The following is a 23,014-nucleotide window of genomic DNA, read 5'->3' on the forward strand; positions in this document are numbered from 1 at the left end:
GGCGGTCAGAGGAGGGTGCGGAATCCTGTCAGCAGGGCTTCCAGGGCGAGTTCGAAAGCCTGGTCCGCACCTTCGGCCGGGTCAGCGGTCCGGACAGCGACGACGCCCGTGAAGGTGGGTGCCAACTCCGCCAACTTGCCGGGGTTGAACAATCCGCCGGGGGCCGTGGCGTCGTAGGCGGAGCCGAACAGCAGAGACTCCACGGCCACGATCATGTTGACCACCTGGCCCGGTGGGAATCCCGCAGTGACCAGAGCGGCTGCCACGGATTCATACATGCACAAGGTGTGCGGGGCATCGGCCACCGGCAACACCGCCATCACCGGGATCAGCTCCACATTGCGGGCGTAGACCTCTCGGTAGGACCGGGCCCACAGCGTGAGCGCCTGATCCCAAGGCAGCGTGCCAAAGCCGCTGCAATCAATCTCCGCATTCAACGCATCCTGGACACCCAGCAGCACGTGGTGTTTGGACGGGGTGTGGTTGTAGAGCGCGGAGACGGAGACCCCCAGGTCAGAGGCCAACGCGGACATGGTCAGTGCCTTGACCCCGCGGGTGTGGATGATCTTGGTGGCGGCCGAGGTGATGCGCTTGGGGCTCAGAACAGCGGAGGTGGGGCGGCCGCGTCGTCGTGCTGTTGCTGCCGGTTCCTGCTTCACGCGGTTGCTCCAGGTGGCTGTGGTGGTGCGTTGCTTGTGGGTAAAAAGTACCCGGCCGGGGGTTGACGCAATCGTCCTCCTACGCCTTAATGAATCACATTCATTTTAAGTGAAGGAGGCCACATGTCAGATCAGAGGACCCTGGGCAGCGTTGAGGCGATCGAGCGTGACGTGGTGGTGGTGGGTGCGGGACCGGCAGGGCTCATGGCCGCTCGCACCCTCCAGGCTGCAGGCAAGTCCGTGGCCGTTCTGGAGGCTCGTGACCGTGTGGGCGGCCGAACCTGGTCCCGGGTGATTGACGGCGCCTTCCTGGAAATCGGAGGCCAGTGGGTCTCTCCGGATCAGACCGAACTATTGGGGTTGATCCATGACCTGGGGCTGGAAACATTTGCCCGGCACCGTGACGGGGATTCGGTCTACATTGCCCCGGACGGCTCCAAACACACCTACACCGGGCCCACCTTCCCCGCCGGTGAACAGACCATTGCGGAGATGGAACGGCTGATCGGGATCCTGGATGACCTGGCCGCGGAACTGGGAGCCACTGAGCCCTGGGCACATCCCAAAGCCCGCGAGCTGGACACCGTTTCTTTCCACCACTGGCTGCGTGAGCTCTCCGAGGACGAGGCGGCGTGCAACAACATCGGCATCTATGTGGCCGGGGGCATGCTGACCAAGCCCTCCCATTCCTTCTCCACCCTGCAGGCCGTGCTCATGGCAGCCTCCGCAGGGTCCTTCTCCAACCTGGTGGACGAGGACTTCATCCTGGACCGCCGTGTGGTGGGTGGCATGCAGTCCGTCTCGGAAAAGATGGCCGAGCAGCTGGGGGAGGACGCCGTCTTCCTGGACACTCCCGTGCGCACCATCCAGTGGGGTGGTCCTGAGGACACGTACGCCGAGTACGTTCCCGGCGCGGGGGTCACCGTGTGGTCGGAGACGGTCACCGTGAAGGCCCAGCAGGTGATTGTGGCGGTTCCGCCGAACCTGTACTCCCGCATCTCCTTTGAACCCCCGCTGCCGCGCCTGCAGCACCAGATGCACCAGCACCAATCGCTGGGCATCGTGATCAAGGTCCATGCGGTTTACCCAACCCCGTTCTGGCGTGACAAGGGTCTGTGCGGAACTGGATTCGGAGCCGCCGAGGTGTCCCAGGAGGTGTATGACAACACCAACCACGGGGACACCCGCGGCACACTGGTGGGCTTTGTCTCTGATGAGAAGGCAGATGAGGTCTTCAAACTGCCTGCCGAGCAGCGCAAGCAGCGCATCCTGGAAAGCCTCTCCCACTATTTGGGGGAGGAGGCACTGACCCCGGAGGTCTACTACGAATCCGACTTCGGCTCGGAGGACCTCTTCCACGTGGAGGTCACGGCCCTGGTCCGACTTGCGCACCATGGAAACGGCGATCAGGGAGACCAAGCTGATGGCGGCCATGTAGATGCCGATCATCCACCCCTGGCCCGTCTGGTTCAGGATCAGCTGCGCAATCATGGGGGCAAAGGCGCCACCGATGATCGCCCCGAACGCGTAGCCGATGGACACTCCGGAGTAACGCACGCGGGCCGGGAACATCTCCGCGTACATGGCCGACTACGGTCCGTAGGAAGGGCCCAGGCCGATGGTCAGCAGGAAGATCGCGGCGGCGAACAGCGGCAGGGAGGCCGTGTCCAGCAGGAACCACATGGGGATGGACCACAGGATCAGGATGACGTAGCCGATCTGGAAGGTCAGGCGGCGTCCGATGCGGTCGGAGATGTAACCACCGAACATGGTGAAGATCAGCCAGCCCACACCGCCCACCAGGGAGGCGATCAAGGTGTCCGTGCGTTCCATGCCCAATGTCCTGGTGCCGTAGGAGGCGAAGAAGGCGATCACCATGTAGCCCAGGGCGTTGTTGCCGGCAAAGATGAATGCGGCCAGGCTGACCTCGCGCTTGTGGTTCTTCACAAGCTGCCCCAGGGGAGCGGATGATTCGGCCTTGCGCAGCTGCATCTCCTTGAACACGGGGGATTCATCCACGGTCATACGGATCAGATAGCCCACCACAATCAGCACCACGGAGGACAGGAACGGAACGCGCCAACCCCAGGCCTCAAACTGTTCGGGGGTGAGCATGGAGGTCATCAGGAACATGAAACCGGTGGCCAGCAGCAAGCCCAGGGGCACGCCCACCTGGGGGTAGGCGCCGGACAAGCCGCGCTTGTGCCGCGGTGCGTGTTCCACGGCCATCAGCGCGGCACCGCCCCATTCGCCACCCGCGGAGAAGCCCCGCAGGATGCGCAGAAACATCAAAAGGATGGGCGCCCACAAGCCGATGGTGGCGTAGGTGGGCAGCAGGCTGATCAATGTGGTGGCGCCACCCATGCCCACCAGGGTGATCACCAGAACCACCTTGCGTCCGAACTTGTCACCCACGTGCCCAGCCACAATGGCGCCCAGCGGGCGGAACAGGAAGCTGATGCCCAGAGATGCCCAGAGATGCCCATGAGACCACCTGGGCCATGGCTGCGTTTTCCTCGCCCAGCGGGTTGAAGAAGTGGGTGGCCAGGATGAAACCTGCAGCCTGCGCGTAAATGTAGAAGTCGTACCACTCGATGGTGGTACCCACCAGTGTGCCCGCAAGGACCCTCTTCTCCTCGCGAGTCATCTCATGGCCGTGTGTGGAGCCAGAGCTCGCCGTAGTGCTCATGGATCTCTTCCGTGAGGTGGGGGCGAGGCCGCCCCGATTTACTTACCGATTGATCGGTAATTAACGGCATACTAAGTGGCGCTGTGATGGCTGTCACCAGTATTCGGCACATCAGATACGATTTTCTTTGGTGGACGCGGAGGGGCGCTCCACGCCGTCGTCGTGACCTCACTAAAGCGCCGAGTAGGCCTTTTGATCGCTCCTCAGCGCTCAGGGGCGATCAAAAGGCCTACTCGGCGGGTGTGGCGGGTGTGGCCCGGTCGGCTGGGGCCCGAGTGGTGGGGAGGGGACCGGGGGATCAGAACAACCGCCAGGTTGCGATCCGCGCCCCCTCCACCAAGGTTTCCAACTTGGCGGCAGCAATCTGCGGGTGAATCCGGCCGCCCAGCCCGCAGTCGGTGGAGGCGATCACGCGCTCCGGGCCCACAGCAGAAGCAAAGCGCTCGATTCGGTCGGCCACGAGCTCCGGGTGCTCTACCACGTTGGTGGCGTGGGAGACCACACCGGGGATGATCACCTTGTCAGCGGGCAGTTCCAGGTCCTTCCAGATCTTCCACTCGTGTTCGTGGCGCACGTTGGCGGCTTCGAACGAGTAGGCCCCGGCGTTGATCTCCAGCATGAGTTCGGCGATGTGACGGAACTCGATGTCGGTGGTGTGCGGACCGTGCCAGGAGCCCCAGCACAGGTGGAACCGCACCAGCTCGGCAGGGATCCCTTCCAGGGCGGTGTTGATGGCATCCACTCGCTTCCGGGTGAAGGCAAGGTAGTCCTCCACGGTGGGTTCGGGGTTGATCTGATCCCAGTTCTCCGCGATGGAGGGGTCATCGATCTGCACGATCAGCCCAGCGTCCGTGATGGCCTTGTACTCCTCACGCATGGCTTGGGTGCAGGCGGCCAGGACGTCGTCCTCGTTGCCGTAGTGGTTGTCCTCAAGGCGCGCGCAGGATCCGGGGGAGAGCGCAGCCAGGTAGCCCTGCGTGGCCCCGGACTTGTCCATGGCGGCCTTCAGATTGGCGATGTCGCGCTGCACAGCCTCCTGGCCGACGTAGCGGATGGGCCCGTTGAACACCGGGAACGGTGCGGGTTTGCCGGTGAAGATTCCCGACGACGGGTCCTGGTACGCCTGCGCAAACTTCCCCCAGTCGCGGCGATCCCCAAAGCTGGTGAGTTTCACGTTTCCGGGTTCGGAACGGTGGACGGGCTGGTCGGCCAAGGTGCGGGTACCGGGGGCCAGCCCGTCCAGGCGGGCAAAGATGTAGTGCCACCAGGCGCCGTAGTCCACGTCTTCAGCCATGGCGTGGCCGTATTCGCCGTCGTTGACGACGTCGATCCCCACCTCCGTCTGGCGGGCCACCACCTGGTCCACTGCGGTGGCCAACAGGCGGTCGTAGTCCTGCCCGGCAACGCGGGCTTTTGCGGCGTCGATCAGGTCCCGGGTGCGGGGAAGGGAACCGGCGTGGGTGGTCAGGATGCGGTTGGTTGAGTGCTGCATGAAAGTCTCCAGGTGTGTGTCAATGCTGCCGAGTAGGCCGTTCGATCGCCGCTCAGCGCTCAGGGGCGATCAAACGGCCCACTCGGCGAAGAAGAAAGGGAGGGGGTGGATCAGAAGAGGCGCTCGGTGGCCAGGCGGGCGCCTGCCGTGAGGGACTCCAGCTTGGCGAATGCGATCTGCGGGTGCAGGCGTCCGCCCAGACCACAGTCGGTGGAGGCCACCACGCGCTCGCGGCCCACAGCGGAGGCGAAGTTCTCAATCCGGTCCGCCACCAGCTCCGGGTGTTCCACCACGTTGGTGGAATGGGAGACCACACCGGGGATGATCACCTTGTCATCGGGCAGATCGGCCTCAGCCCACAGCTTCCACTCGTGGGCGTGACGCACGTTGGCAGCCTCGAAGGAGTAGCCACCGGCGTTGATGGACAACAGCGGTTTGAGCAGGTGCTTGAGTTCCAGGTCCGTGGTGTGCGGGCCGTGCCAGGATCCCCAGCACAGGTGGAAGCGGATCTGGTCCTGGGGCAGCCCGCGCAGTGCGTGATTCAGGGCCTCGATCCGCAACTGGATGAACCCCAGGTAGTCCTCCACGGAGGGTTCGGGGTTGATCTGGTCCCAGGATTCGGCGATCGACGGGTCATCGATCTGCACGATCAGTCCCGCGTCCGTGATGGCCTTGTACTCCTCACGCATGGCATCGGCGCACGCGTAGACCAACTCCTCATCGGTCTTGTAGTACTCGTTGGTCACCCGCGCACAGGAGCCCGGGGACAGTGCCGCCACAAAACCCTGGGTGGCGCCGGTGTGCTCCAATGCGGACTTCAGATTGCGAATGTCCGCGGCCACCGCCTCCTGACCCGTGTAGGTCAGCGGACCGGTGATCTTGGGTTGCGTGACGGCCTTGCGCGCGGTCAGGATTCCCGACGACGGATCCTCGTATGCCTCCCTGAACCTCTCCCGGTCACGGCGGTCCGTGAAGGTGGTCAGCACAATGTTGCCCGGGGAGGATCGGCGTTTTTCCGTGGTGGCCCAGCGGTCCTCGTCGGAAGGGCTCAATCCGCCCAGACGGGAGAACGAGTAGTTCCACCACGCCCCGTAGTCCACGGAGGAGGACATGGTGTGCCCGTATTCGCCGTCGTTGACGACGTCGATCCCCAGCTGACGCTGCTTGGCCACGATGTCCACAACACCCTGCTGCATGGTGCTCACCAGCTGGTCCCAGGTGATGGACCCGTCCTGGTAGGCCTGATTGGCTTCCAACAGCTCCGGAGTACGGGGCAGGGAGCCCACGTGTGTGGTTTGGATGTGGTCAGAATTCAGCATGCGTGATTGCACGTCCTTTCCATCGGTCCCGGCGGGAGCACCTTGAGTGACCAGCGGGTCACATCATGGTTGCTGCGACATCAACGAGCCAGGTCTCTAAGTCGCTCTTGATGGGTACCGAGCTCATCCTGTCACGTAGAACACAGCAGATGCCAAACTGGACGTCACATGACTGTTGGTGAGTCTCCGGCACAGCACGGGTGAGGCCACCAACCCTGTACAGCACACCAGCTGTGAACGGCGCACCAGCCCTGAACAGCACACCAAGCACGATGACGTGCAGGAGGAGACCCATGACCCACCACCTGAACCACGGATCTGCCGGCGCCGGGGAGACCGACGGCACGGACGTTGTGATCCTGGGCGGAGCACGTACACCGCAAGGGAAGCTTTTGGGGCAGTTGGCCTCCCTGCAGGCCACTGACCTGGGGGCTCACGCCATCCAGCACGCCTTGGAGCGTTCAGGAGTGTCAGGGGCGCAGGTTGAGCACGTGATCATGGGGCACGTGGTGCAGGCCGGGTGCGGGCAGAACCCCGCCAAGCAGTCAGCGGTCAAGGCAGGTTTTCCCATGACAGTGCCGGCAGTGACCGTCAACAAGGTGTGCCTCTCCGGCTTGGTTGCGGTCACGGATGCCGCCCGCATGATCCGGGCGGGGGAGGCGCATGTGGTGGTGGCCGGCGGCCAGGAGTCCATGACCAACGCACCCCACCTTCTACCGGGGTCCCGCCAAGGAACCGCCTATGGCAACGTGACCATGATCGATGCCGTGGCCCACGACGGCCTAGTGGATGCAGCGGAGAACATTGCCATGGGCACCCTGACGGAGCGCGGCAACACGGAACGCGGCCTGACCCGCCAGTCCCAGGACCAGGTTGCCGCTCGCTCCCACCAGCTGGCCGGGACGGCGGCGGCGGACGGGGTGTTCGCCCAGGAGATCGCTGCCCTGCAGATTCCCCAGCGCAAAGGAGAGCCCGTGACCGTGGATGCGGACCAGGGGATCCGCCCGGATGCCACGGCAGAGTCCCTTGCCGGACTACGTCCGGCTTTTGGCGCTGATGGCACCATCACTGCCGGCAATTCTTCCCCACTGTCCGACGGCGCCTGCGCCCTGGTGCTGGCCTCCCGCAGCTGGGCGGAGGAAAAGGGTCTGTCCTGGTTGGCCGCGGTGGGTGCCTCCGGACAGGTGGCCGGCCCGGACAACTCCCTGCACTCCCAGCCGTCACAGGCCATCAAGAGCGCTGTGGACAAGGCCGGATGGGGCGTGGCCGACCTGGACTTCGTGGAGATCAACGAGGCCTTTGCCGCCGTGAGCCTGCAGTCTTTGGCTGACCTGGGTTACCCGCTGAAGCAGACCAACATTCACGGTGGCGCCATTGCACTGGGCCATCCCATTGGTGCCTCCGGGGCACGGTTGGCTCTCACTGCGGCCTTGGAACTGTCACGTCGTGGCCACGGAAAAGCAGCTGTGAGCTTGTGCGGCGGGGGTGGACAGGGCGAGGCCCTGCTGTTGTACCGCTGAGTAAACGGAATGCCGCGAATCGGGGCAGTTCCAGCGGATCGGGGAAGTGTCCAGCGGGTCCGGGCATTGAAGCGGTGCCGGTGAACAAGCCGTCAAACAAGCCAGGCCGTCCGAAAGCCTGGCTCAGGCCTTGGCCGCAGCCGCCCTCACAAGATGCTCCAGACCCCAGGTGAACTCGCGTTCAAATCGGTCAGCCACAGCGGTGGCGGAGGGCTGATTCCGGGTGTCCGCTGCCGCAAGGGCCTGGGCGGTCTGCTGCGTCAGGACCGAGCCCAGGACCCACCGCACCAAGTTCTGGGCCGCGGCAGCCGAGTCACTGACCCCCAAGCTTTCCAACTGTGCCGCCAACTCAGGGGCTGGTGGCAGGTACAGGGGTTGGTCGGCGTGGGCCACCGCCACGATCTCGGCACCGTCACGCACGGCCATCAGCCGCCGCCGGAACTCGGCCAGGACCCGGGCGGGTTCTGACGGCCAGGTGGGGGCGCCGTCGTTCGGGTTCAGGATGCGTTGAGCCACGGCAATCAACAGTTCTTGTTTGTTGGCCACGTGCCAGTAGAGCGCACCTGCCTGAACGCCCAGTTCCGTGGCCACGCGACGCATGGACAGATCTCCCAAGCCGTAGTCACCGGCCACTGTCAAAGCGGCATCCACCACCTGGTCGCGAGTCAATGGCACAGCGGAAACCTTGCCCTCACGCAGACACCAACTGGGTGTAGGCCTCCTGGTAACGCTGGGCTAGGTCCTCCCAGTGGCGGCAGTGCTTGCTCTTGGGCTTGAAGGTCTGGCTGCGCGGTGCTTCCACCGGCTCAGTGTCCGGGGAGAGCACTTCTTGGGCCATGATGGCGGTCCCGCGCAGCGTGGAACGTTTGAACGTGGCCTGGATGGTTTCCCTGCCCAGTTGATCCGCCAGAAGTTGCTGGATCCCGGGCACGTTCTGTGACACACCGCCGGTGGTGACCAGACGTTCGACGTCGCCGGCGGCCTCCTTCAATTGTTCGGCCACACGGCCCAGGGACACCACAATCCCCTCCATCACGCCGCGGACCATGTCCTGCGGTTCCGTGGACGCGGTGATGCCCACGGCATGTGCTTGTGCGCCACCCACCCAGCCGGTGGAGCGCTCGCCGCTGAGGTAGGGCAGGAACACGGGCACGTCCTGGGAGTAGGCCTGGGTGGCCACGTCTGCCACTTCGGTTCCCTCCGGGAGCCTGAAGGTGCGTTCGGCCCAGTCCACCGCACGTCCGACGTCGTTGATGGCCCCACCCAACAGGTAGCGGTGGTCATCCACCCGGTAGCACCACAGGCCCGCGGGGATCTCCTCCGGAGCGCTGTGCAGCATGACCCGCATGGCACCGGAGGTGGACATGGAGGTCACCACGGTGGAGGAGTCCCGGCCTCCGGCTCCCACGTTCTGGGCCAGACCGTCTGCAATGGGGGCAAACCACTTGGCGTCCTTGAGGGCCGGCCAGCGCTGGGTGATACCTGCCGGCACCTCCAGGATGGGTTGTGTGGGCCGGGCGATCAGGGACAGGTGGGAGAGGTCGATCTGGGCCAGCTCCAGCATGCGCTCGGACCAGTTGCCCGTGTGCCGGTCCTGCAGGCCGCTCCACGCGGCAATGGCGGTGCCTGCCCGGGCCTTGCCCAGCAGGCGGATGTGGAAGTACTCACCCAGGGAGACCCACCGCTTGGCCTGCGCAAAGATCTCCGGTTCGTGCTCCCGCAACCACCGGAATCGTGGGGCCAGGTAAGAGGTGTGAAGTCGTGCGCCGGTCAGCTGCTGAAGTTCGTGTTCATCCACCTCGGAGCGCAGTTGTGCCAGCTGAGGTGTACTGCGGGAATCGGCGTAGGTGTAGCAGGGGCTGGTGGCGCGGCGGTTGGCGTCCACTCCCACCACGGAGGAGGCGAAGGTGTCAATGGCCACGCCCTTGACCCGGCCGATCAGCTCCTTCCGGGAACCGATCACCACGTCAATGATGGTGCCGAGTTCCTCCACCACCTGATCGGGGTCGATCACACTCTTGCCGCCGCTTCCGGTGGTGAAGGCGTGCGGAATCTTGTGCCGGTAGCCGCGAACCGGAACACCCTCAGCGTCATGCAGACTCCCGCGGCTGGCCGTTGAACCAACATCCAATGCCAGCACCAGCGGGTCCACGGCTTTGGCCAGGGGAACCGCAAAGTCGATGTCGTCGTCGGTCTTGGGAGGGTTGGCGGACTTGGCCACGGCAGCGGTCCTTCGGGCGTCGGCGGTGTGGGTCAACGCAGGGGGCCGGGCCGACTCTTGCGGTCGACCCGGCCCCCGGTCGTGACGTCCATGCTATCCAGACGGCACCGTCACCGGCGCCATCCGCATCTGAGGCGGCACAAAATTGCCACGGTAAGTGGCGCTGATCAGGCCAAACCTGCAGCACGACGACGACGCGATGCCGTCACCCGGTTGACGATGATCAACACGATGCCCACCAGGAAGAGCAGGCCACCCAGCAGGATGCCGCCCAAGATGCCCACGGCACCTCCCACCAGGCCGCTGATATTGGCCTTGGCCACGTAGAGGTCGCTGCTGGCAAGCCCCGAGCAATAGATGTCGTACTCGCCTGCATCCGCGGAGGTGAAGGTACCCAGCACGGTGACGCTCTGGCCATCATCGCTGGATGCGCTGGTGGAGGTCTCGGTTGCCTCGAACTCGATGGAATTGGTCTGGGGGTCGTAGATGGAACAGGAGCCGGCCGAGCCGGACGAGACGGTGGGGTCGGCGGACATGACCCAATAGCTCTGCTCCGCTTCCAGGGTGTGAGTGCTTCCCGATTCCGCGTTGGCCATGTCCTGAGCGGTCCCGGCCATGGACACCACCGAGATGACCAGCAGGAGGATTCCCAACAACGGCCCGGCAACAGCCAGGGTGATGCCCAACCACAGTGGCGGTGTTCCCTTGATCTTCTGGCCCGAGCCCTGGGGTTGCTGACCGGAGGGGGACTGGCCGTAGTGAGGCTGTTGCCCTTGTGTGGCGTAGGGGTTCTGGTTGGTCTGCGCGTTGTATTGGGGCAGATCGGAGCCATGGGGTCCAGAAGTTCCATGGGGCCCAGGAGTTCCGGTGGGCTCCGGAGTTCCGTTGGTGGGAGTGCTCATGACGGTACCTTTCCTTGGAGAATCCAGATGATGCGAGTTCGGATGAGATCAAGTTCGGAGATGTATCGACGGTGCCGGAAATAACCGTAGATGCGAATCAGACCCGCAACGGCAGGTAGTGCGGCAAGCACGAGTGCTCCCACCTGCAGGGCTGGTAGGACGCTCAGCAGCTGGGTCTCAATCACCACGGGCTGCAGGCCGTCCTCCTGGACAACTCGGGGCCGCTCAGAGGTCCTGCACTCAAACGTGATGTCGCCACTGTGTTCAGGGCTCATGTCCCCGACCTGGCTGAACCACTGGTCACCCACGTGCAGGAGGGGATCGGGGGCAAAGGACCCACGCATGTGACCGTCCGAGCTGCTGCACTGGGTGCTGGCAGCAGAAGGGTCGTGCGCCAGAAAAACCAGGTACTCGTTGCCTTCCTCCACGGTGACGGTGGACGAGGCCTGCGTTTGTTGAATCCTCTGTGCCAGGTAGAGGTTGCCCAACGGGGTGATGCCCAACAGCAAAGCCGCAGCCAGAGGCCCGCTGAGGCAGACCAGAAGTGTGGCAACCCAGGGCCATCGGGGTGGTGGGGTACGCGCAAGTTCCGCGTCCACCTCGTAGAGCTGATGTTGCAGATCCACGCGCGCCGCCGCTTGATCCTCACGGCTGAGGTGAGCCAAGTGGTTCACCTCAGCGTTGCCGTATGCCATCGAGGCCTGCTCAGTACGGCCCGTAGGGAGTGGTTGCGCGCCGTGCGCGGGCCGCTGTGATGCGGTTGGCCACAATTAACACAATGCCCAAGGTCCCCAGGCCCAGCGCGGCCAGGACGGCCACCACACCACCCAAGCCCATGGTCACAAAGCCGTCCCCTGCAATTGCCACGGTGTCAAAGGAACCGTCGCACAGGATACGGTAGGTGCCTTCTTGATCCGTGGTGAACTCACCGGTCTCCCGGTACACCACTCCGTCAGGATCGGTCTGGGTGGTGGCGGAACTTGGAATCAGGGTCACTTGGTCAAAGTCCGGATTCACCACGGTGCACCCAGAGGCCAGGACGGCGTCGTCCTCCGGGGTGTAGAGGGTGTAGAGGGTGCCTGCGCGCAGCTCGTGCGTGATTCCGGGGTCGGCGTCGGCGATTTCCTGATCCAGCTGCTGCTGACCGATCACAAATGCCAGGATCAGGCCCACAACGGCCAGCACAGGTGCCAGGCAGGTGACCACAATTCCCAACCACAGAGGTGGTTTGCCCTTGGCAGGTGCTGGGGGCGGTGCATACGGGGAGGGCTGTTGGCCACCAGTGCCCTGCATGTACTGCGGAGCTTGGTATGGCTGCCCCTGGTACTGCGGCTGCTGGTACTGGGGCTGCTGCGGGGCGGGCCGCTGGTACTGGGGCGGACCGCTGTACTGAGGTGCACCCTGGTACTCGGGGTTGCGCGGAGGGGGGAACTGGTTGCTCACGTGGTGCCTCTCGGAGCGGATTTTCATTAGCAAATGTTGATGTTCAGATTAGCGGGCCGCTCGGCTTCGTGCCAATGTTGTGGTGGGCGTGTGGGGTTGAAGGCGCCAACATGACGGAACAAGGCGTTCGTCGACGTGGTTGGCGTGGAGTATCGGTGGTGGCCGTGCCCCAACACCGGGCCACCGCCCGCACGTCGAATGAGCTTGGATCTTGAGGAGTCACCGTGCCGCAGCTGCGTTCTGCCACATCAACCACCGGCCGCAACATGGCAGGGGCTCGCGCACTGTGGCGTGCCACGGGCATGGGCAGCGAGGACTTTGGCAAGCCCATCGTGGCCATTGCCAACTCCTTCACCCAGTTCGTCCCGGGTCACGTGCACCTCAAGGACATGGGTCAGTTGGTGGCGTCAGCGGTTCAGGAAGCCGGCGGTGTGGCCAAGGAGTTCAACACCATTGCCGTGGATGACGGAATCGCCATGGGCCACGACGGCATGCTCTACTCCCTGCCCAGCCGCGACATCATTGCGGATTCTGTGGAGTACATGATCAATGCGCACTGCGCGGACGCCCTGGTGTGCATCTCCAACTGCGACAAAATCACTCCCGGCATGCTCATGGCTGCCATGCGGCTGAACATTCCCACCATCTTTGTCTCCGGTGGTCCCATGGAATCCGGTGAGGGCGTTGAGGGCGTGGTGGAGCACCGCGTGGATCTGGTGGATGCCATGGTCATGGCCGTGGACGAATCCGTCACCGATGCCCAGCTGGCTCTGATCGAGGAGAGTGCTTGCCCCACCTGCGGCTCCTGCTCCGGGATGTTCACCGCCAACTCCATGAACTGTCTGACCGAGGCCCTGGGCCTGTCCCTGCCGGGCAATGGCACCGCACTGGCCACCCACGCCAACCGCAAGCGGCTGTTCCTGGAGGCCGGGCGCCGCATTGTGGAATCGGCCAAGAAGTACTACCACGACGACGACGAATCCGTACTGCCCCGCTCCATCGCCAACAAGACGGCGTTCAACAACGCCATGGCGCTGGACATTGCCATGGGCGGTTCCACCAACACGGTGCTGCACATCCTGGCCGCGGCTCAGGAAGCCGGTGTGGATTTCTCCATGTCAGACATTGACGCGCTGTCCCGGCGGGTGCCGTGCCTGGCCAAGGTGGCTCCGAACTCCACCAAGTACCACATCGAACACGTGCACCGGGCCGGTGGCATCCCCGCCATCCTGGGGGAGTTGCGCCGTGCCGGGCTGTTCGACGACTCCGTCTCTGCGGTGCACTCGCCCACCATGGGTGAGGCCCTGGATGAGTGGGACATCCGCTCCGGGAAGGCTTCTGAGGAGGCCAAGCAGTTCTTCCTGGCTGCACCCGGTGGTGTGCGCACCACGCAGGCCTTCTCCCAGGCCAACGAATACGAATCCCATGACGTTGATGCCGCTGAAGGCTGCATCCGGGACCTGGAGCACGCTTACACCGCAGAAGGTGGCCTGTGCGTGCTGTTCGGCAACATTGCCGAGGACGGGGCCATCATCAAGACAGCGGGCATTGACCCGGAGCTCTTCCACTTCGAGGGCAAGGCGTTTGTGGTGGAGTCCCAGGACGAGGCCGTGTTCGAGATCCTCTCCAAGAACGTGCAGGAGGGGGACATTGTGGTGATCCGCTACGAAGGCCCCAAGGGCGGTCCCGGCATGCAGGAAATGCTGTACCCCACCTCCTACCTCAAGGGCCTGGGCCTGGGGAAGAAGTGCGCGTTGATCACGGACGGCCGGTTCTCCGGAGGCACCTCCGGGCTGTCCATCGGCCACATGTCCCCGGAGGCCGCCGCCGGTGGCGCCATCGCGTTGATTGAAACCGGGGATCCCATTGTGATCGACGTGAAGAACCGCGTGCTCAAGGTGGACGTGGACGACGCCGAGTTGGCGCGTCGTCGTGAAGCCAAGGGTGCCCTGCCCTGGAAGCCGGCCAAGGAACGCGAGCGCAAGGTCTCGGCTGCCCTGCGCGCTTACGCCTCCATGGTGACTTCTGCGGACAAGGGTGCCGTGCGGGTGATCCCGGAGTAGTTTCAACTGCCGCCACCCAAACTGCCATCGGCTTGATTTGTGTCCGGCGTTGTGGCTTCTCACCTGCGTGAAACAACCTGGACAAGCATGCTGATGTACAGTGCGCCGGTCGGGAGCAAGCGTCCATGGTCTGCCCCCGTTTTCTGTCCCTCTCACCATCGGAGGAACCGTGGAACAGCTCATTGACCTGGTCGGCGTCGTCGACACCTGGATCTGGTACTTCGTTTTCATCATCTTGGTCGGGTCCGGTGTTTTCCTGACCATCCGCACCCGCGCCGTGCAGTGGCGCTCCATCCCGGAGATGTTCCGTGTCTTGGGGGATCCTCCCGGGGAGGACCCGGACGGCAAGAAGGGCATATCTTCCTTCCGTGCCTTCACCGTCTCCGCGGCCTCTCGCGTGGGAACGGGCAACATTGCCGGTGTTGCCCTGGCCATCAGCCTGGGTGGCCCAGGCGCCGTGTTCTGGATGTGGTTCATCGCTGCCATCGGCGGTGCCAGTGCCTTTGTGGAGTCCCTGTTGGGTCAGCTCTACAAGCGCACCGGACATCACGGCTACTACGGCGGTCCGGCGTACTACATGACGCACGGGCTCAACAAGAAGTGGATGGGTGCACTGTTCGCGGTCATCATCACCGTGACTTATGCGTTTGTGTTCAACTCCGTGCAGTCCAACGCCATTGTGGATTCGCTGGCGGGCTCCTTCGACGTCGACACCACCTCCCCGGACAGCATGATGTTCAAGGTTCTTGTTGGACTCGCCATTGTGGTTCTCACGGCGCTGATCATCTTTGGCGGTATTCGTCGTATCTCGGCGTTCACCCAGGCGATCGTGCCAATCATGGCGATTCTGTATGTGATTCTGGGTTTGTTGGTGGTCGTTCTCAACATCACCGAGGTCCCCAACATGATCGCGGACATCGTCCTGGGTGCATTCGGCGTGCGGGAGTTCGCCGTCGGCAGCCTTTTCGGCGTGTTCATGCTGGGCATGCAGCGCGGGTTGTTTTCCAATGAGGCTGGCATGGGTTCGGCTCCCAATGCCGGTGCCACTGCCTCCATCTCCCACCCCGCCAAACAGGGCTACGTCCAGTCCTTGGGTGTCTACTTTGACACCTGGCTGATCTGCTCCATGACCGCGTTCATCGTGCTGCTCTCCAACCCAACCGTTGGGGAGAGCGCACAGGGTGCGGCCCTCACTCAGTCGGCGCTGGCAGCACAGTTGGGAGATTGGGCGATCCACTTCCTGACGATCTCAATCTTCCTGTTCGCCGTCTCCTCCGTGATCGGCAACTACTTCTACGGTGAAGCCAACATCATGTTCCTCACGGGCTCCCGCGGTGCCATGTTGGCCTTCCGCATCACGGTGCTCGTGTTCGTGATGATGGGCGCGGTGGCCGCGCTTGAGCTCGTGTGGGCGCTAGCCAATGTGTCTATGGCCTTGATGGTCACCATCAACTTGATTGCAGTTGTACTGCTCTCGGGCGTGGCGGCCAAGGTCCTCAAGAACTACGAGGCCCAGCGCCGCCGTGGCGAGGAGCCCGTGTTCACCGGTTCCGACGTCCCCGGTCTGACCGGCCTGGACGCCTGGGACGGTTCCGACCGCGTCACCACCAGCATGTTCTGGACCCAGCAGCTCAAGAAGGTCAAGCGCTGACCCCTTGACCTCGGGTTCCTGAAACCCCAGTACGACGACGCCGGCCGCTCACCTCATCATGTGAGCGGCCGGCGTCGTCGTACTGGGGAGCCCGGCTGCAGCGCCACGAATAGGTCGACCACAATGCCCAGAGGGCCCAGCGGTGGACGTGAACTACTTGATGCTCTGGTAGGCATCCAACGCCTCGGCTCGTGAGGACTTGAGGTCCACGATCGGCGCCGGGTAAAGCTCAAGAGTCTGCGCCGGGGACAGGTTCGTGTCTGCGGGAAGGGAAGCTGGGGCGTCGTAGAGCTTCATGATGGATCCGGCTGGAACCTCCGCCAGTTCTGGAACCCACCGGCGGACGTAGGCGGCGTCGTCGTCAAAACGCTCCGCCTGCCGCCGGGGGTTGAAGATCCGGAAGTAGGGTGCAGCATCCGCGCCGGTACCTGAGGCCCACTGCCAGTTGCCGGGGTTGGAGGCGGGGTCGGCATCCACCAAGGTGTCCCAGAACCACTGCTCGCCCACGCTCCAATGCACTCCAAGGTTCTTGGTCAGCACAGAGGCCACCACCATGCGCACGCGATTGTGCATCCACCCGGTCTCCCACAGTTCACGCATCCCGGCATCAACCAGCGGATGCCCGGTGTGCCCGGAGCGCCACAGGGCCACTTGATCGGCCACTGTGCCTTCTTGCGCAGACTTCCAGGGGAAGGCGTCAAAGCGGGCGTTGAGATTGCGCTGGTGCAGATCCGGGTAGTGGTAGAGCAAGTGGTGGTTGAACTCCCGCCACAACAGCTCGGTCTTGAAGGTCTCGGCAGACTCTGACGGCGCTGCCAGGGCGTGCTGCTGTGCCATCTCCCATGCTCTGCGGGGGCTGATCTCACCGTGGGCCAGATAGGGCGAGACCCCGGAGGTGCCGGGGCGTCCAGGAAGGTCCCGGGCCGTGGCGTAGTCCTCCACTGCACCATCCAGGAAGTCCTCCAGACGTTCGACGCCGGCGCGCTCCCCGGGCTCCCACGTGAACTTGGCGGCCCAGTGAGGTTCCTCAGCAGATTCCAGAGCGGTTCCACAGTCCAGATCCGTCACGGCATCAAAAAGCTCCGTATCGGTTTCCAGCGGCTCGGGTACATCCACGGGGGCGCCGTTGAAAGCCTCGTCGGAATCCCCAAAACGCTTGGAGAACGGCGTGAATACGCGATACGGGCCGCCTTGGCCCGTGGTCAGGGCCCAGGGGTCATGCAAAGTGTGAGCGGTGTGACCGTGAACCGTCACGCCACGTTCTTTGACGGCCTCCGACCACTGACGGTCAACCTCCAGCGCATTTTCCCCCCAGCGCCGGTTGGCATGGATCTGCGTGACCCCCAGTTGCTCCACCAGACGGGGGATCAGTTGGCCCAGATCAACGCTGACAGCCACCAGCGGGATGCCCAGGTCTTCAAGATCCTGGCGGAACACGGGCAGAGACTTGGCTGTCCACCACGCGAATGCGGCCCCAGGTGCGCGCAGATTGGTGTCCTGGCAGACCACAGCCACCACCCGGTCATCGGATTCGGCAGCTTGAACAGCCGCGTGGAACAGGGCCGGGTTGTCATCCACCCTCAGGTTCATGCCGATCACGGCCAAGATGGTCATGCAGAAACCCTATCGGTGGACAGGCAACCTCACGTGTGGCGGGTCTTGCCTTGATTGCGCAAATGTTCCCTGGCCACCGCGGAAAGATTCTCCAACGGCAGACCTGCCGGGCACACCTCCGTGCAGTCACCCAGGGTGGAACACGGGCCAAAGGTCTCATCCGCGGTGGAGATCACCTGTGCCGTGCGCTCGCGGCGTTCGTCGTCGTCCTTCATCAGCGGCGGGAGTTCGGTGAGCAGCGAGCCCACGAACAACTGGCCTGAACCGTTGGGACAGGCGGCTACGCAGGCCCCGCAACTGATGCACCCGGCATTGGTCAGTGCTTTCATGCCGGCCGGGCCGCGGGCGGCCTTGACCACGGTGCGCAGTGCCTTCTTCTTGTCCACGGTCAAATCGGCCAGAACGGGGAAGGATTGGGCCCGTAGCGGTTCCAGTTGCACGCGGTCACCGTTGCGGAAGGCGCGTACGTGCTGCTGGCAGCTGGCCTTGTTGTACTCGGGTCCGTGGGCCACACCGTCTACCATCACACCGCATTTGCCGCAGTTGCCCTCCCGGCAACCGTCGTCGAACTTGACGGGGGCCTCCCCCTCCGGCAGCTGGGCGTTGAGCAGGTCCAACAGTTCCAGAACAGTGGTCTCCGGACTCACCCCGGTGACGTCGTAGGTGACAAAGCGCCCCTGGGCCTGAGCGGCGGACTGCCGCCACACGTCCACGGTCAGGGTGTTGGTGATCTTCACGCTGAAATCTCCTGCTGATTGCATTCGGGGACGGTGCGGGCTCAGCGCACCAGACGCAGTTGAACGGCCACCGGGATGCTCGCATTGCCCAGTGCCACGCCCGTTCCGATCACCCGCCCTGCCAGTGCCAGTCTTTGGCGGGTACGGCGGTCAGCGGCCAGGCCGGTGTCATTGCCCACCTGGGTGATGCCCTGTGCGGTGTGCGCGGCCAGGGCCACCATGGCAGCCAGGTACAGGGCGGCCACCGGCGGACGCTGCAGGGAGGTCACCAGGTTCTGGTAGGCCGCCCCAGGCGTGTGTTCGGCAGCAGCGGGCCGTATGCCCAAGGTCAGATCCGCCAGGTGGTGGGCGGCAAAGAGCCCCAAGACCGTTCCCGTGGAACGCATGGAGCGCTTGGCCACCTCCCACACCCCACGACGACGCCCCCGTGGCCGGGTCCGCTTCTGCGCTCGCGGACGTGAAGCCGACTGCTGGGCGCGGACCGTCAAGGCGGCAGCACAGCTCAGATGCGCCACGGTGCTGGCCAGAAGACCCAGGCGGAAGAACCACAGAACGGTGCCGCGTGGCAGAACCGGCGAGCCCACGGTGCGCAGGAAGTGGGCGTAGTCATCGAACTTCTGCTGACCCATGTAAACCTGCAGGTTGCCCATCATGTGGGCCACCGTGAAAGCGGAGAAGATGGTGCCGCTGGAAGCCATGGCCAACTTGAGCTCCGGGGTGGCGGGCATCCGGCTCACGGCCTGCTCGGCCAGGCGCAGCACCGCGCTCAGCGAGTCACCTGCAATATCCGATGAGGTCATGCACCGAAGCCTAAGCGTTGGAGTGGGAAGTTCAGGCACCGGGCGTAACAGGCTCGGCCTCACCGGCCTGATCCTGGGTCCCGGGCTCCTGGGGCGTCGGGCCGGCAGCATCCGGCTCCTGCGCATTCGGGATGGTGTCCGGGCACTCGAAGGTGGTCACCCGGAACCGTGAATCCCAGTTGTCATCCTCCAGGGTGCACTGGTTCTCCAGCAAATTGCCCTCCACCAGGGGGAAGTTGGCGTCGTCGTGGTAAGAGACCACGGCAACGCTGCCCGTGTCCTCCAGTTCCCAGGCAAGCTCATAGGGCTGGTTGATGCCCCACAGGGTTTCCGAATCCGCAGCGTCCACGACCAGCATGGGGTCTGCCACCTCATGCTCCGGCGGGTAGGCAATGAAGATCCCGCGGTGCTGTTCATTCATGAAGATCACGGTGTCCGCCTGTTCGGCCTCCTGGGCGGCAGTCCCGTAGGCGTCGTCCTTGGCGAACTCTCCGTTCTGCCCCAACAGGGACGGGAAGGAGAGACCGGCAAACACCACGGCCAGGACAGCCCCGGCCACACGCCACGGAATGGCCGCCAGGCCCAGGGCCAGCAGCACCACAACGGCGGGAGAGGTGAAGGCCAGGTAGCGCTCCTGGAAATACTGCCCACCGGTCAGCTGTGCGACCACCACCACGGCGAACGGGAAGAAGATCAGCGCCAACAGCCAGAGCATGATTCCGCGTGCCCTGCTCAAGATCAGACCGGCCACCGTGATCAGCACTGCAAAGAGCGCCAGGAACGGGGCAATGGCCATGATCTGGTCGGAGAAGTCCCCCCGGTAGTTGCGTGGGCTGATGAAGAACACGTGGTAGGCCATGTAGTACAGGACCTCCCGCAGCGTGTAGTGGATCCAGGAGACCTGGGCACTCTGCAGACTCCCGATGTAAGCCAGCGGGGCGCAGGCCACCACCACCAGCACACCGGCGATCGCGTAATTCAGGGCAGCCTTCCATCCCAGGGCCAGCACACGAATGAAGAACACCGGCAACAAGAAAATGCAGTACAGGGAGAAGCCTGTGGCAGCAGCCAGCGCAAGGCCAAAGCCCACCATGAGCAAACCGTTGCGGGTGACGATGAACCGTTCAAAGCACCACCACGCCAGGCTCACGCTCATGGCCGCCATGGCGTATCCACGCGCCTCCTGCCCGGTCCAGGTCAGTCCCGGCAGCACCGCGCCGATCACCGCGATCAGCAAACCCACGAACACCATGCGCTGTGGCATGTACCTCCGGGCGTAGGTCATCCCGATCCTGGTGATTACGGCAGCCGTGACCATCAACCCAAGCGCTGACGGGGTGCGCATGGCCAGTTCAGAGGTACCGAAAACCGCTGCCCAGGGATACATGACCAGGTAGTAGAGGCCATGGACGGCATCAATGGTGGAGAGCATGCCCACCATGGAGCTCAAAGGACGCTCGACGGCGGAGATGGTGGCCGTCTCGTCAAACCAGAACTGAGGCTGGGTCATCCCCCAGAAAGCCACAATGCCGGCCAGGACGGCAGCCACCAGCGACGGCCACCACGGGATGCGCGGCAGCGTGCTGGTGGCACCGGATGTGGTGCCACCGGTGACGGCAGGTGCCTTGTCCTGACTGGTCTCGGCCATCGCCCTGGGGGAACTGTTGTTCATTGCACTCCTAGAGAAGGTCGGAACATACAGTACGACGCCGCACCCCTCCCTGGGGGAACCGCTCAGGCTGCGCTGTGGTTCAGATCCACCCGTGCTCGCGCGCCTTGAGCGCCAACTGGAACCGGTTGCAGGCACCCAAGCAGTTGGACATCTCGCTGATCAGGCCGCGAAAAGTGTGCATGTCCAGGTTCAGCCGGTGCGCAATGATGTCGTCAGCGCACCCGCTGCTCAGCATCTCCAGGACTTCCCAGTGAGTTTCTGTGGGCAAGATCTCCTCGGCGTCATCCGCCTGACGGCCGTCAGAGGTTTCCAGAAACAGGGGTTCAGCGTTCTCATGACCCTCGGGTTGCACGGAGGGGTGGCGGCGAGCGTGGCCGGCCGTGTTGTAGGCGGCGAAGATGGGCACCACGACGTCGTCGAAGATCGACGGACCACGGTGGCCATTCGATGGGTGCAGATCCCTCGACAAAGGTGTCATAGGTTTCATCATGGACTGCCGCGGCTCAGTTCGCCACACGGCCAGACACCTGTCAGCCCAATGTTGCGTCCGCACCGCGAAGCACTCCATGAGGGTTGGGGTGCGGCTGACGGTCACGATGTGGCGTTGTGTGGGGATTTGCGGCAAGCGGATGAAGCCTGAAAACAACGCGAGTAGCGTGAGCTGTGCGCCGTGGTCAGGCCACAAAGATGACCGTGACGGCGCTGGCACTCCGACAGAAACAGAGAGCACACGTCATGACACCCTCGGCACCACCGACCAATCCCGAGGCACCGGCCCAACCAACAGCAAACCCACTCGATCGCAACATGATCATCAAGGTGGCCGTCATCCTGGCCACTGTGCTGGTCATCTGGCTCATTCCTCCGCCAGAAGGCGTGGACCCGCGCGGAATGCACATGGCCGCCATCTTTGTGGGCACCATTCTTGGCCTGGTGCTTCAACCCCTGCCAACGGCGGCGGTGTCCATCATCGGTCTGGCGGCGGCCATGATCACGGGCACCATGAACGTCGGCGACGACGAAGCCCTGACGGGTTTTGCATCAAGCGCCGTGTGGCTGATTGTTGCTGCCTTCTTCATTGCAGACGGCTTCCTGTTGACCGGGCTGGGGCGCCGGATCGCCCTGTGGTTTGTGACCAAGCTGGGCCGTTCATCCCTGGGCCTTGCCTACGGCATGGCGGCAACGGATCTGCTCATGGCCCCGGCGACTCCGTCCAACACGGCTCGCGCCGGCGGCGTGGTGTTCCCCATTGTGAAGTCCTTGGCCGTGGTGCAGGGCTCCACCCCGGAGACGGATGAATCACGACGCCGTTTGGGTGCCTTCCTGTCCATGTCCACGGTGCAGGTCAACACCATCACCTCGGCCATGTTCCTGACCGCCATGGCCGGTAACCCCCTGGTCCAACAGTTCGCCGCCGAACAAGGTGTGGAGATCACCTGGGGCAACTGGGCTCTGGCTGCCGTGGTACCGGGCCTGGCCGCTTTGATCGTGGCACCGTGGGCGCTGTCCAAGATCTATGCACCCACGCTGAAGAAGACCCCGGAAGCTCCGGGGCAGGCCAAGGAAGAACTGGCCAAGCTGGGCAAGCTCACCCGGCCGGAACTCATCATGGCCCTGACCTTTGTGCTGTTGCTGATCATGTGGTCCGTGGGTGGCTCCTTTGGCATCAACGCCACGGCAACCGCCTTTGTGGGCATCGCCATCCTGCTGTGCACCAAGGTTCTGACCTGGAAGATCATGGCGGCCAACAGTGGTGCCTGGTCCACGCTGATCTTCTTCGGTGTGCTGGTGGGCATGGCCGGTCACCTCAACACCCTGGGCGTGATCACCTGGATCGGTGACTCCGTTTCAGCCTCCGTGGGCCACCTGCCGTGGGGTCTGGCCTTTGTGGTGCTGTGCCTGGTCTACTTCTACGTCCACTACTTCTTTGCCTCCAACACCGCACAGATCGTGGCCATGTACGCCGTGTTCCTGGCTGCAGCCATTGCGGTGGGCACACCCCCTCTGCTGGCGGCTTTGATGCTGGGCTTTATCGGCAACCTGTTCGGTGGTCTGACCCACTACTCCTCCGGTCCCTGCGGCGTGATCTTCGGCTCCGGCTACGTCAAGACTCCGGAGTGGTTCCGCGTGGGCTTCATGATGTCCGTGGTGACCCTGGTGGTCTTCGGTCTGGTGGGCTTTGGCTGGATGAGCCTGATCGGGATGCTCTGAAACAACCGTCCAAAAGTGAGT

General features: G+C 63.9%; 17 protein-coding genes, 2 pseudogenes and 1 riboswitch. Of the genes and pseudogenes, 5 read left to right on the top strand and 14 right to left on the bottom strand.

The features are described from left to right. Window positions 1-5: 5 nt before the first annotated feature. Window positions 6-659, bottom strand: coding sequence for a TetR/AcrR family transcriptional regulator (locus GTW58_RS00495; protein ID WP_047691390.1), 654 nt, complete (start codon window positions 657-659; stop codon window positions 6-8). A 123-nt stretch (window positions 660-782) separates the two neighbouring features. On the opposite strand from GTW58_RS00495, the pseudogene GTW58_RS00500 reads away from it, so the two are divergent. Beyond that, window positions 783-2,009: pseudogene (locus GTW58_RS00500) on the top strand (flavin monoamine oxidase family protein); the annotation flags it as partial. Here GTW58_RS00500 and GTW58_RS00505 read toward each other — a convergent pair. The 3 genes and pseudogenes from GTW58_RS00505 to GTW58_RS00515 form a co-directional block, all read right to left on the bottom strand. Beyond that, window positions 2,007-3,348 (bottom strand): annotated as a pseudogene (locus GTW58_RS00505) (MFS transporter); the annotation flags it as partial. The pseudogenes GTW58_RS00500 and GTW58_RS00505 overlap by 3 nt on opposite strands. Window positions 3,349-3,646: 298 nt before the next feature. Further along, window positions 3,647-4,840, bottom strand: a complete 1,194-nt coding sequence (locus tag GTW58_RS00510; RefSeq protein WP_119932491.1) for a cobalamin-independent methionine synthase II family protein — start codon at window positions 4,838-4,840, stop codon at window positions 3,647-3,649. 110 nt (window positions 4,841-4,950) lie between these two features. Beyond that, the gene (locus GTW58_RS00515) at window positions 4,951-6,159 is read right to left on the bottom strand and encodes a cobalamin-independent methionine synthase II family protein (protein WP_119932490.1); all 1,209 of its coding nucleotides are present in this window, start codon (window positions 6,157-6,159) and stop codon (window positions 4,951-4,953) included. A gap of 16 nt (window positions 6,160-6,175) precedes the next feature. Then, a riboswitch (SAM riboswitch) is annotated at window positions 6,176-6,276 on the bottom strand. Window positions 6,277-6,452: 176 nt separating this feature from the next. Between GTW58_RS00515 and GTW58_RS00520 the strand changes: the two genes are divergently transcribed. Further along, window positions 6,453-7,679 carry an acetyl-CoA C-acetyltransferase gene (locus GTW58_RS00520; protein WP_119932489.1) on the top strand — a complete coding sequence of 409 codons (1,227 nt, stop codon included), beginning with the start codon at window positions 6,453-6,455 and terminating at the stop codon, window positions 7,677-7,679. Between the two features lie 123 nt (window positions 7,680-7,802). Here GTW58_RS00520 and GTW58_RS00525 read toward each other — a convergent pair whose 3' ends face one another. From GTW58_RS00525 to GTW58_RS00545, 5 genes are all read right to left on the bottom strand, one after another. Continuing rightward, window positions 7,803-8,354 (bottom strand): TetR family transcriptional regulator, encoded by a 552-nt coding sequence (locus tag GTW58_RS00525; RefSeq protein WP_047691397.1) that lies wholly within the window; start codon window positions 8,352-8,354, stop codon window positions 7,803-7,805. A 16-nt stretch (window positions 8,355-8,370) separates the two neighbouring features. After that, a complete protein-coding gene (locus tag GTW58_RS00530; RefSeq protein ID WP_119932488.1) occupies window positions 8,371-9,900 on the bottom strand; it encodes a gluconokinase in 1,530 nt (509 codons plus the stop codon). Between the two features lie 167 nt (window positions 9,901-10,067). Further along, window positions 10,068-10,802: a hypothetical protein gene (locus GTW58_RS00535; protein ID WP_119932487.1), complete on the bottom strand. Its 735-nt coding sequence runs from the start codon at window positions 10,800-10,802 to the stop codon at window positions 10,068-10,070. After that, window positions 10,799-11,497: a hypothetical protein gene (locus tag GTW58_RS00540; RefSeq protein WP_119932486.1), complete on the bottom strand. Its 699-nt coding sequence runs from the start codon at window positions 11,495-11,497 to the stop codon at window positions 10,799-10,801. Before GTW58_RS00540 ends, GTW58_RS00535 begins: the two co-directional genes overlap by 4 nt. 10 nt (window positions 11,498-11,507) lie before the next feature. After that, on the bottom strand, window positions 11,508-12,245 hold the full coding sequence (locus tag GTW58_RS00545; RefSeq protein WP_119932485.1) for a hypothetical protein: 738 nt from the start codon (window positions 12,243-12,245) through the stop codon (window positions 11,508-11,510). A gap of 224 nt (window positions 12,246-12,469) precedes the next feature. On the opposite strand from GTW58_RS00545, the gene ilvD reads away from it, so the two are divergent. Further along, the gene (ilvD, locus tag GTW58_RS00550) at window positions 12,470-14,308 is read left to right on the top strand and encodes a dihydroxy-acid dehydratase (protein WP_119932484.1); all 1,839 of its coding nucleotides are present in this window, start codon (window positions 12,470-12,472) and stop codon (window positions 14,306-14,308) included. Window positions 14,309-14,477: 169 nt separating this feature from the next. Further along, complete coding sequence (locus tag GTW58_RS00555; protein WP_047692344.1) at window positions 14,478-15,959, top strand: alanine/glycine:cation symporter family protein; 1,482 nt, start codon at window positions 14,478-14,480, stop codon at window positions 15,957-15,959. A gap of 153 nt (window positions 15,960-16,112) precedes the next feature. Here GTW58_RS00555 and GTW58_RS00560 read toward each other — a convergent pair whose 3' ends face one another. The 5 genes from GTW58_RS00560 to GTW58_RS00580 all read right to left on the bottom strand — a co-directional run bounded on the left by GTW58_RS00560 (window position 16,113) and on the right by GTW58_RS00580 (window position 21,260). Continuing rightward, a complete protein-coding gene (locus tag GTW58_RS00560) occupies window positions 16,113-17,573 on the bottom strand; it encodes a cryptochrome/photolyase family protein (RefSeq protein ID WP_119932114.1) in 1,461 nt (486 codons plus the stop codon). Between the two features lie 29 nt (window positions 17,574-17,602). After that, the gene (locus GTW58_RS00565) at window positions 17,603-18,310 is read right to left on the bottom strand and encodes a 2Fe-2S iron-sulfur cluster-binding protein (RefSeq protein WP_047691480.1); all 708 of its coding nucleotides are present in this window, start codon (window positions 18,308-18,310) and stop codon (window positions 17,603-17,605) included. A gap of 41 nt (window positions 18,311-18,351) precedes the next feature. Then, window positions 18,352-19,110: a succinate dehydrogenase cytochrome b subunit gene (locus tag GTW58_RS00570; RefSeq protein ID WP_081994080.1), complete on the bottom strand. Its 759-nt coding sequence runs from the start codon at window positions 19,108-19,110 to the stop codon at window positions 18,352-18,354. A gap of 31 nt (window positions 19,111-19,141) precedes the next feature. Continuing rightward, window positions 19,142-20,782, bottom strand: coding sequence for a glycosyltransferase family 39 protein (locus tag GTW58_RS00575; RefSeq protein ID WP_157980408.1), 1,641 nt, complete (start codon window positions 20,780-20,782; stop codon window positions 19,142-19,144). A 79-nt stretch (window positions 20,783-20,861) separates the two neighbouring features. After that, window positions 20,862-21,260, bottom strand: a complete 399-nt coding sequence (locus GTW58_RS00580) for a helix-turn-helix domain-containing protein (RefSeq protein ID WP_119932116.1) — start codon at window positions 21,258-21,260, stop codon at window positions 20,862-20,864. A gap of 257 nt (window positions 21,261-21,517) precedes the next feature. On the opposite strand from GTW58_RS00580, the gene GTW58_RS00585 reads away from it, so the two are divergent. Continuing rightward, window positions 21,518-22,993: an anion permease gene (locus GTW58_RS00585; protein WP_119932198.1), complete on the top strand. Its 1,476-nt coding sequence runs from the start codon at window positions 21,518-21,520 to the stop codon at window positions 22,991-22,993. The last annotated feature ends 21 nt before the right edge of the window (window positions 22,994-23,014 follow it).

This window comes from Kocuria subflava (assembly GCF_012163155.1).
Lineage (GTDB): Bacteria > Actinomycetota > Actinomycetes > Actinomycetales > Micrococcaceae > Kocuria > Kocuria subflava.